Origin of the sequence: Endozoicomonas sp. (assembly GCF_051008435.1) — a bacterium.
In the GTDB taxonomy this organism is placed as follows: Bacteria; Pseudomonadota; Gammaproteobacteria; order Pseudomonadales; family Endozoicomonadaceae; genus Endozoicomonas_A.
The window spans coordinates 1-9,374 of sequence record NZ_JBPCXO010000150.1 but is presented as its reverse complement, the minus strand read 5'-3'; the positions used below and the strand labels follow the sequence as shown (position 1 = coordinate 9,374).

Below are 9,374 nucleotides of genomic sequence, written 5' to 3'. Positions count from 1 at the left end.
GACACGTTACAGCTCGACCTTAAACCCTACACAAGAGTGGCGTAAGACATACTCCGGTATGCAGCCGTGTTGACGGTGTAGATAAACCCAGAGAATCACTGATTGTCGCAGGTTTTTAGTAGCGGCTACTGGCTTGGTCATTTTCACCTTTACGGAGATCTGGTAACAACCAATCACGACAGGGCCTTAATCTATTTTGAAGAAGCGGCCAGAGCAAAAAGCCCGGAAGCCGCCTTGATGGCAGGTAAGATTCACTTCAACAAGGCAACACCAGAAGGCTTTATGAAAGCACGTTACTTCTACACTCAGGCTGCCAAGGGAGAACACGGACTGCCAGAAGCAGCTTATCTTCTAGGCAGTCTCTTCATTGATGCAAAAGGTGTACAGCACAACAGGAAACGTGGGACCTACTGGCTGAAACGTGCGGTAAAAGGTGGCAATGCCGATGCCTGTCTTAGAATGGCGGCACTGAGTATTGATAACAACAAGCCTAATGACCCCTTTAACGAAAGAGCCCTGAGATACCTGCAATGTTCAGATCCACAGCTGCTTAATACCCAGGCGTTTTACTGCAAAATTTACTGGTGCACACCCAAAGCCGCCTATCATTGTGAGCAAACAGAGAAGCTGGCGACCAGCACTGAACAGTACCAACAAATGATGAAGAACGACTGGCGAATTTGTGCCAGGCGATTCGCCAACACCACCTGGGAGGAATGGCTCGCTAATCACTCTCAATAACCTCCTACCGCATCACAGAGTCGCTGAATCTTAAGTCAGCTTTTTTGGCAGGAATGACTTTTATTATCTACTCTCATCTGGCCGGACATTTTCTATCTTTAAGGACCTTTCTCCTTAAATTCAATGAAGAAGCATCTTCCACTGGGTTTCATACTCTATTGTCTGACTTCAACGGGTAATGCCCTGCACCAGATCAATCTGGAGTATGACGCTTATGTTCTTGATGCCAGAGACAAACTGACTGACTTTATGCTTCGACCTGCAAGCTTTGACTATGTCAAAGTCGGGACGCTCAATATCAGCATTCAGTATCACGGCATGATGCATACCGCCCAGCTCACTGCTATCAAGCAAAGCGAGTATCAAACTTCTACCTTTGACCCAGGCAAGCCAACTGAAGAAAACACCTCCCTGACTCAGATGCTCGGTACACTGGCAATCTGGACTTTAAACAAAGCCTCAGAAGCCCTGACCGGTACGGATTCATCCGTACCCTCACAGCCGGTAGTGATGACCAACAGCCGTTTTGTCGATGTTGCTTCCATGGACAACGCCATTCTGAAAATGAAACATTTGACAGGCACCAACACCCTGGTCGACTTTTTCATCTATTCACCCAAACACTCTGAGTGGTATCAAACTGAGATCGAATTGATGCAACTGGGATTACCTCAACTGTCCAGCAAAATGCTGTGTTTTACTTTCCCCGGCTCACCCCCTCTCTGTAGACAATACAAAGCCAGGTCCAAAGAAAATAAAGACGATAAATCACCTGAAGCTACACGACCCGGCTGGCATGACTTGTCAAAAACCTACGAATTGCCCACTCATGGTTTGGGAGGAGCCACCTTAATGCACGACACTGAACTGTTTGTGTTTCAGCAGGACGCGATACAACGTGTTAAACCCAGGACCAGAGACAGTCTGGAAACCTGGACCCCCACTCCTCCTAAAGTCATTATTGGCCTGCCTGGGCTTTTTCAGCAGACAGCACTGTCACTGGCTGGCAAGGTCACTGTCACCGGTTGGTTTCCTGAATGGGTTCCTACTCCCTCCCTGCACAGCTGCGATTATCTGTTAGCCAGTGCTCACCCCAGCATCGCTGGCGATGGGCTCCACACTCATCACGACTTTATCTCGTACACCGCTATTCAGAACCCATTACTGCATGAACAAGGTAAAATCTATTCCTCTCAGACCTCTCCATGGAAACTGATCATACTGCCATGGGGTAACAAGCTTCAGATAGTTCTGCTATCTCGTCACTTTGATTCCAATAAGCCCATCACAGTGGAAAGTGCTCCTGAACCAGCGATTGACGATACGCTATTAAAGGAAGCACTGGATGGCAAAGATTGATGCCAGCCTGTCAATCTCTGCAAAAATCCCCCTATAATCACACTGTCTTTTACTCCCTCCCTCTGGATATCTGAAAACAATGAAGTTGTTTGAATTGCTGGATAGCCCCGTTCAATTAATCATGTACGATCTGGATGGCACACTGGTTGACAGTGTTCCAGATCTGGCTATAGCTCTGGATAAAATGCTGACGGACCTCAACCTGCCTTCCGCCGGTGACGAAAAAGCCAGACTCTGGGTCGGTAACGGTATTCCGTCACTGGTCAAAAGGGCTCTGGCCGATGATATGATGGGCGATCAGCCCGGTATTGTAGATGAAGCAACCTTCACCAACGCTTTGGAACGGTTCAAGCATCACTATGCCATTGAAGTTGGCCAGCACAGTTCTCTCTACCCAGGCGTATTCACTTTCCTCAGCCAGATTCACAAAGCCGGCATCAAACAGTCCGTGGTAACGAACAAATCTGAAATCTTCACAGAATCACTGCTGAAACATATGGGCATTGATCACTTCTTTGAGCTCAGTGTGGGGGGTGACAGTCTGGATGAGAAAAAACCTCATCCCATGCCCCTGCAGCACACTATGAAGCACTTTGGCAGTAGCACTGAAAACACGCTTATGATTGGTGACTCAAAAAACGACGTAAAAGCGGCCAGAGCAGCGGATGTAAAAGTAGTGGGTCTGCCATACGGCTATAACCATGGAGAACCGATTGAATCGGCTCACCCTGACTGTGTGGTTGAGAGCCTGACAGAGCTACTCTGAATTCCACTCTCCAGAGCCTGGACAATCAACCAGGAGGCGGATGGAGAAGAGGCAGATCTGTCTATTCTCGGTCAGACTCTTACTAGATGAGCACCGTCGTGGTGCTCGCCTTGAGGGGGCAGACTGAAGGTTGTCCAAAACGGCTCCTGGCAATGTTGTCCTCTGAGTTTGATGAAATAGATCCACTCTTTACACAAAGTAAGTAAAGCTCGAGACTGATGGCTCGCTCCACTGAGCTTTATACCCGGACGCTATTCGCGGTCAGGCTCCCAGAGTTTGCATTAACCTTTGCAGTCATATAATCTTCGATTCTTATCTTAACGACTGCGCCCAGACTAATTTCGGAGCCAGCAGTGATAGCACGTCATTCAGAGACACAGATCAACATTGGAGCCGCTGCGCTGTCAGCGAGATTCTCTATACCTGCCCAAAAGTCCTCCTCCTGGCGATGGCTTGGCTGGCCCTGCGCCTGATATAAAGCTCCAACTCAGCCAAAGCCCTGCGTTTTTTCGCACTATTTTTTAAACAGCCATGAGCGGCTGAAACTGTTTTCTGACCCCTTGGGGTGAAAAACGGTTTCACAAAATATAATACCGCTTAACCATCAGCCAGATAATAAAGAGGCCTGTATGACGCCTGAAGCATTTTCTCGTCTGGCCCGCGAAGGATATAACCGCATTCCTGTAATCCGGGAAATCCTGGCGGACCTGGACACGCCACTGACCACTTACCTGAAGCTGGCCAATGGTCGCTACTCTTACCTGCTTGAATCCGTCGAAGGCGGAGAAAAGTGGGGACGTTACTCCATGATAGGACTACCGTGCAGAACCATACTTCGGGTGTCTGGTTACAGCCCAGACTGCAAAGTCACCCTGGAAACAGATGGTCAGATTGTTGAAGAACACAACCCGGAAGATCCACTGACCTTCATCAAGCAATTTCAGGAACGCTACAAAGTGCCTGAACTGCCCAACCTGCCGCGTTTTACTGGCGGCCTGGTTGGATACTTTGCCTATGATACCGTCCGTTATATTGAAGAGCGCCTGAAACATACGGCTCCGAAAGATGAACTGGATAACCCGGACATCATGCTGATGGTTTCTGACGAACTGGTGGTATTTGACAACCTCAGTGGCAAGTTGATCCTCGTAACTCATGCAGACCCGGCAGCACCGGCCGCTCTGGAAAAAGCCGAGTTCCGCCTTGATGATCTGGTGCGAAGACTGCAAACCACGAATGTGCTTCCTCCCGTGCAGGCCTCCCTGAACCCGGCTCAGGAAGACGACTTCAAATCCGGTTTTGGACGAGAAGCCTTTGAAGCCTCTGTGGAAAAGATCCGGGAATATATTCTGGCTGGCGATGCGATGCAGGTCGTCCCGTCTCAGCGAATGACGATTCCTTTTGACAGTTCTCCTCTCAATCTTTACCGGGCACTGCGCAGCACTAACCCATCGCCGTATATGTATTATATGGACCTGGGTGATTTCCATGTTGTCGGCTCATCACCGGAAATTCTTGCCCGCCTGGAAGACGGTGAAATCACTGTCAGACCTATAGCCGGTACTCGCAAGCGTGGAGCTACCGAGGAACGAGATAAAGAGCTGGAACAAGAGCTGCTGAATGATCCCAAGGAGCTGGCGGAACACCTGATGCTGATCGACCTGGGGCGTAACGACGTTGGTCGTGTAGCAAAAACAGGCAGCGTCAATCTGACAGACAAAATGGTGATTGAGCGCTACTCCCACGTTATGCATATTGTTTCCAATGTGACCGGCCAACTGAAGGACGGAATGGATGCCATGGATGTGCTCAAGGCCACCTTGCCGGCAGGCACACTGAGTGGTGCCCCTAAAGTACGTGCCATGGAAATTATTGACGAACTGGAACCGGTTAAGCGCGGGGTCTACGGTGGAGCCGTTGGCTATCTGGCCTGGAATGGCAACATGGATACCGCCATTGCCATACGTACTGCTGTCATCAAAGACCGCAAACTCCATGTGCAGGCAGGCGCAGGCATTGTCGCGGACTCAGTTCCTGAAATGGAATGGAAAGAAACCATGAATAAGGGACGGGCCCTTTTCAAAGCTGTTGCCATGGCCCAGACAGGCCTGTCAGCCACCTCTACTCACCAGAAGCAAACAGGGGAGCGAAACTGAGATGCTTTTAATGATCGACAACTATGATTCGTTCACCTGGAATCTGGTTCAGTACTTTGGTGAACTGGGCCAGGAAGTAGAAGTGCATCGTAACGACCACATCACTTTGGAACAGGTCGAAGCCCTGAACCCTGAACGCATTGTGATTTCGCCAGGACCCTGCACCCCGAATGAAGCCGGTGTCTCCATGGAAGTCATTAAACGCTTCAGCGGTAAGAAACCCATTCTGGGTGTCTGCCTGGGTCACCAGAGTATGGGTCAGGTTTTTGGTGGAAATATTGTCAGGGCTCGAAAAGTCATGCACGGAAAGGTTTCCCCCGTCTATCATAAGGGACTGGGCGTTTTCGCTGATCTGCCCAACCCGGTCACAACAACCCGTTACCACTCTCTGGTCATTGAAAAAGAAAGCTTGCCAGACTGTTTTGAAATTACCGCCTGGACCCAGCACGAAGACGGCAGCATGGACGAGATTATGGGCATTCGCCACAAGACTCTGCCCCTGGAAGGTGTTCAATTTCACCCGGAATCCATCATGACCGACCGAGGCCATGACATGCTGGACAACTTTCTTAAGCAATAAGGTCAAAAGCGCCTGCTGCCAAACTTTAGAGAATAACCATTGGAGCCAGACGAGATGAATATTAAAGAGGGCATTGCCCGCGCCGTCAGCAACCTAGACCTGAGTCGCGAAGAAATGATGAGCATCATGCGCGACATCATGACCGGCCAATGTACCCATGCCCAGATCGGCTCGTTCCTCACCGCTATGCGCATGAAAAGCGAAAGCATTGAAGAAATTACCGGGGCGACCCAGGTACTGAGAGAAATGGTGACCGGTGTTGAAGTCAACGCTGAACACCTTGTGGACATTGTTGGTACAGGTGGTGATGGTGCTCACCTGTTCAATGTATCCACAGCGTCATCCTTTGTCGCTGCCGCAGCAGGCGCCCATGTTGCCAAACACGGTAACCGTGGTGTTTCCAGCTCCAGTGGCAGCGCTGACCTGCTGGAAAAGGCAGGTATTCAGCTGGGTATCAAGCCAGAACAGGTAGCACGCTGCACCGAAGAAGTGGGCGTTGGTTTTATGTTTGCTCCGGCGCACCACTCGGCCATGAAAAATGTAGTGGGTGTTCGCAGAGAACTGGGCATTAGAACCTTCTTCAATATCCTGGGTCCCATGTCCAACCCTGCCGGCGTAAAAAACCTGGTCATCGGCGTCTTTTCCCGTGAACTTTGCCGCCCCATGGCCGAAGTTCTGCGTGAACTGGGTAACCAGCACATCATGGTCGTACATTCTATTGACGGTCTGGATGAAATCAGTATTGCCAGTGAAACCTATGTGGCGGAACTGAAAGACGGTGAGATTAGCGAATACGTTATCAAACCTGAAGACTTTGGTATCGAATCTCAAAGCCTGATCGGCCTGACCGTCGAAGGGTCAGAAGACTCCCTGTCCCTGATCAAGGACGCCCTGGGCAAGCGGGAAGGTGAATACGCCAGCAAAGCTGCCGACATGATTTCACTGAACGCCGGTGCTGCCGTTTACGTTTCCGGTGTAGCCACCAGCCTTCAGGAAGGTATCGCCATGGCTCAGGATGCTATTGCCAGCGGACTGGGACTTGAAAAAATGCGTGAGCTGGCCAGCTTCACACAAGTGATTGCAGAGGGGTAATGAATGACAACTTCAAATATGAGGCCAACCATCCTCAACAAAATTGTTGAGCGCAAGCGTGAAGAGGTCGCAGAGCGTCAGGCTGCACTGTCCATGCAGGAAGTCATTGCCAGGGCTCGCCACACAGAGGGAACCCGTGGTTTTGCCAAAAACCTGGAAGCACGGACTGAAAGCCGACAGGCCGCTATAATTGCTGAAATCAAGAAAGCTTCGCCCAGCAAAGGCGTGATTCGGGAAAATTTTGATCCCGCCAGCATTGCCCAAAGCTATGAACAGGCAGGCGCCAGTTGTCTTTCCGTACTGACAGACAAAGATTTTTTCCAGGGCCAGGAAAGCTATCTTCAGGAGGCCCGGTCAGCCTGTGCCCTGCCAGTACTGCGCAAGGATTTCATGGTTGATCCCTGGCAGATTTATGAGTCCCGCATGATAGGCGCAGACTGTATTCTATTGATTGTCTCCTGCCTTACCGACGGTGAGCTTCAAGAATTCAGCAGTACTGCTATGGACTTGGGAATGGATGTCCTGGTCGAGGTTCACGGTGCCGATGAACTCAAACGTGCTCTTCCTCTGGAAGGTACATTACTGGGCATCAATAACCGTAACCTGCACACTTTTGAAGTGACGCTGGACAACACATTCTCGCTGCTGTCTGAGATTCCAGAAGGCCGAAAGGTAATTACAGAAAGTGGCATCCATACCGTAGAAGATGTGGATAGCATGTTCGCGAAAGGCGTGAACAACTTCCTGGTCGGTGAAGCCTTCATGCGTCAGGAAGATCCGGGTGAAGGATTGAAAAAGCTTTTCAGCCAATACCTCTAACTAAAGAGTTGAAAGTTTGCAGAAAGAACTTCTGTAAACTTTCTAAACTATTCATGAGACAGAAAGTGCAGTGTTTCTCCGAGGCTTACATTCAGTAGAAACACAACTTTCTTTATCACAGATCGCAGGCAGTTTTAATCAGGGCAAATATCAAGATAGTTTTCTCAGGTAGCTGGCAGTGATGGTCGAAACTTCAATCCTTTGAAGTCAGACTCCTCAATCAGACTTATAAACCGGTGTGTACAAAAAATCTGGTTGTCGTTGTCAAGGGATGTAGTCCAAAGAAGTTGCTTTCGGATGTTTTCTTCTTTGAACGTAATTTTATCGAACCAATCTTTATCACTTCTATCTGGGGAGCTATTATTCCCGGCAGCTTGAATACTATTCTGCAAGTTCATTATCCAGTATTTTTCTCCCTGCAAAGTAACCGGAAGAAACTCACCATAGGTCGCAAGCTCACTATCCAAGCTATCTCTGACTATTGATGAAAGCATAAGCTGACCAGAATAGGGTTTACAGATATCAGCAACCTGCTTTTTACTTTGAATTATGCCTTCTTGCTCAAACCATAAATCTTTTAACGGCTTGTTTTCCCTCACAGCATCCAGATATTTCTTGGGATTACCAAGCTTTTTCATCATGCCGACCAGGTTAGGAAACACCTCGGAAAAATCATCACTACTACTTATTTTGTAAATCTTCATATTCCATCTCGGCAAGTAATTGATTAGGTACTTCTTCACCAGACTCCAGACTGATGCCTATATCACGCAGCTTATTAAGTATCACTTCCTGGCTTATCAGAGACCCTAACTCAAGTTCAATCCATTCATAGTATGTTGTTCTGTGAGTTGGGAGATGTGGTACTGCACCTGGCGTTGCCCAATTTTTCGACGCATAGGCATCGGCTTTGTATCTAGGAAGCCATGCACCATTGTTTGGGTGATCAAGCCCAACCCGATAAGTTGCCAAGACTATTCTCGATAACGCTGCCTTTGCATGTTTTCCGGAAACTACTGCATGTGCATCATGCCTGTCTGTTGGTTTAGGCCGTCCAACCGCCCTCATGTTTTCCCCAAGCCTTTTACTCTTATGGCGGTCGCTTTCAAAGAGATCATAGTCCGAGTTATCTAAAACACCATAGTAGTCTTCTAAACGTTGAGTAATCTGGGCAAAATTTTTGACATACATACGCTCTCTTTCCAAATGCCTCTTCTGGGCAGGGGTAAATTTGCTGCCAGTTTTTACCATGTTATCTTCGTAACGCTGAATAGCTTGCTCCAGTTTGGTTCTGGAGCCTTGATGGACGTCAGATTGATTGACATGTGGAGAAATATAAGAGGTCACAACAGAACCCTTGTCGTACGATGCATTATTCAACTTATTTTCATGACGAATGATGCCAAAGAATAAAATGGATCAGAAGCTATTTTTCTTCAATAGGCCAGTAACTCTTGAGATTCTAGCTACATAGATTTAACCAACGTCCTTCTTGAGAATCACCAACTACTGACCACCTAGTTCTCAAAAATTACTGATATTTCCTAGTAATGTAGATCTTTCACTTCTGGTACTATCTACCAAATACTTAAGTACCACTAGTGATATATCCATGACATTTGAAGAGTATTATCAAAAACTACCAATCAAGAAGAAATTGAGTGTTGCAAAACAGATCATCCTGAAGCGTCTGTGGGGAAAAGACAACGATTCGTTCCCAAAACCTTGGGTATCAGGCTAAGTTGCTTTTATCTGTTGTTTGAACCAGTGTTCTACAATTTTTTCAGAAAGACGCTCACCTGTTAACTTGTCAGCTTCTGTCAATAGCCGCCGCCAGCCCAGATAATGTTTCAAGTATTTG

The 9,374-nt window shown here is 48.2% G+C and carries 9 protein-coding genes; 7 read left to right on the top strand and 2 right to left on the bottom strand.

Translation table 11 applies throughout. The features are described from left to right. Positions 1-102: 102 nt before the first annotated feature. The 7 genes from ACR2PX_RS07355 (at position 103) to trpC (ending at position 7,513) form a co-directional block, all read left to right on the top strand. Positions 103-741, top strand: coding sequence for a tetratricopeptide repeat protein (locus ACR2PX_RS07355; RefSeq protein WP_433998705.1), 639 nt, complete (start codon positions 103-105; stop codon positions 739-741). A gap of 123 nt (positions 742-864) precedes the next feature. Next, on the top strand, positions 865-2,100 hold the full coding sequence (locus ACR2PX_RS07350; protein WP_433998704.1) for a hypothetical protein: 1,236 nt from the start codon (positions 865-867) through the stop codon (positions 2,098-2,100). 79 nt (positions 2,101-2,179) lie between these two features. After that, positions 2,180-2,866, top strand: a complete 687-nt coding sequence (locus ACR2PX_RS07345; protein WP_433998703.1) for a phosphoglycolate phosphatase — start codon at positions 2,180-2,182, stop codon at positions 2,864-2,866. 629 nt (positions 2,867-3,495) lie between these two features. Then, entirely contained in the window at positions 3,496-5,022 is a 1,527-nt protein-coding gene (trpE, locus tag ACR2PX_RS07340) for an anthranilate synthase component I (protein WP_433998702.1), read from the top strand. Position 5,023: 1 nt separating this feature from the next. Then, positions 5,024-5,602: an aminodeoxychorismate/anthranilate synthase component II gene (locus ACR2PX_RS07335; protein WP_433998701.1), complete on the top strand. Its 579-nt coding sequence runs from the start codon at positions 5,024-5,026 to the stop codon at positions 5,600-5,602. Positions 5,603-5,656: 54 nt separating this feature from the next. Next, positions 5,657-6,694 carry an anthranilate phosphoribosyltransferase gene (trpD, locus tag ACR2PX_RS07330; protein ID WP_433998700.1) on the top strand — a complete coding sequence of 346 codons (1,038 nt, stop codon included), beginning with the start codon at positions 5,657-5,659 and terminating at the stop codon, positions 6,692-6,694. Positions 6,695-6,697: 3 nt separating this feature from the next. Then, positions 6,698-7,513 (top strand): indole-3-glycerol phosphate synthase TrpC, encoded by an 816-nt coding sequence (gene trpC, locus ACR2PX_RS07325; RefSeq protein ID WP_433998699.1) that lies wholly within the window; start codon positions 6,698-6,700, stop codon positions 7,511-7,513. A gap of 164 nt (positions 7,514-7,677) precedes the next feature. Here trpC and ACR2PX_RS07320 read toward each other — a convergent pair whose 3' ends face one another. Next, positions 7,678-8,217: a hypothetical protein gene (locus tag ACR2PX_RS07320; RefSeq protein ID WP_433998698.1), complete on the bottom strand. Its 540-nt coding sequence runs from the start codon at positions 8,215-8,217 to the stop codon at positions 7,678-7,680. Further along, entirely contained in the window at positions 8,195-8,893 is a 699-nt protein-coding gene (locus tag ACR2PX_RS07315; RefSeq protein WP_433998697.1) for an AHH domain-containing protein, read from the bottom strand. The genes ACR2PX_RS07320 and ACR2PX_RS07315 overlap by 23 nt, the downstream gene beginning before the upstream one ends. Between the last annotated feature and the right edge of the window lie 481 nt (positions 8,894-9,374).

What these genes read in the sequence shown, in the direction of transcription:
- trpD (WP_433998700.1), top strand. Translation starts at nt 5,657, where the DNA reads ATGAATATTAAAGAGGGCATTGCCCGCGCCGTCAGCAACCTAGACCTG.
- ACR2PX_RS07345 (WP_433998703.1), top strand. Translation starts at nt 2,180, where the DNA reads ATGAAGTTGTTTGAATTGCTGGATAGCCCCGTTCAATTAATCATGTAC.
- ACR2PX_RS07350 (WP_433998704.1), top strand. Translation starts at nt 865, where the DNA reads ATGAAGAAGCATCTTCCACTGGGTTTCATACTCTATTGTCTGACTTCA.
- ACR2PX_RS07335 (WP_433998701.1), top strand. Translation starts at nt 5,024, where the DNA reads ATGCTTTTAATGATCGACAACTATGATTCGTTCACCTGGAATCTGGTT.
- trpE (WP_433998702.1), top strand. Translation starts at nt 3,496, where the DNA reads ATGACGCCTGAAGCATTTTCTCGTCTGGCCCGCGAAGGATATAACCGC.
- ACR2PX_RS07320 (WP_433998698.1), bottom strand. Translation starts at nt 8,217, where the DNA reads ATGAAGATTTACAAAATAAGTAGTAGTGATGATTTTTCCGAGGTGTTT.
- trpC (WP_433998699.1), top strand. Translation starts at nt 6,698, where the DNA reads ATGACAACTTCAAATATGAGGCCAACCATCCTCAACAAAATTGTTGAG.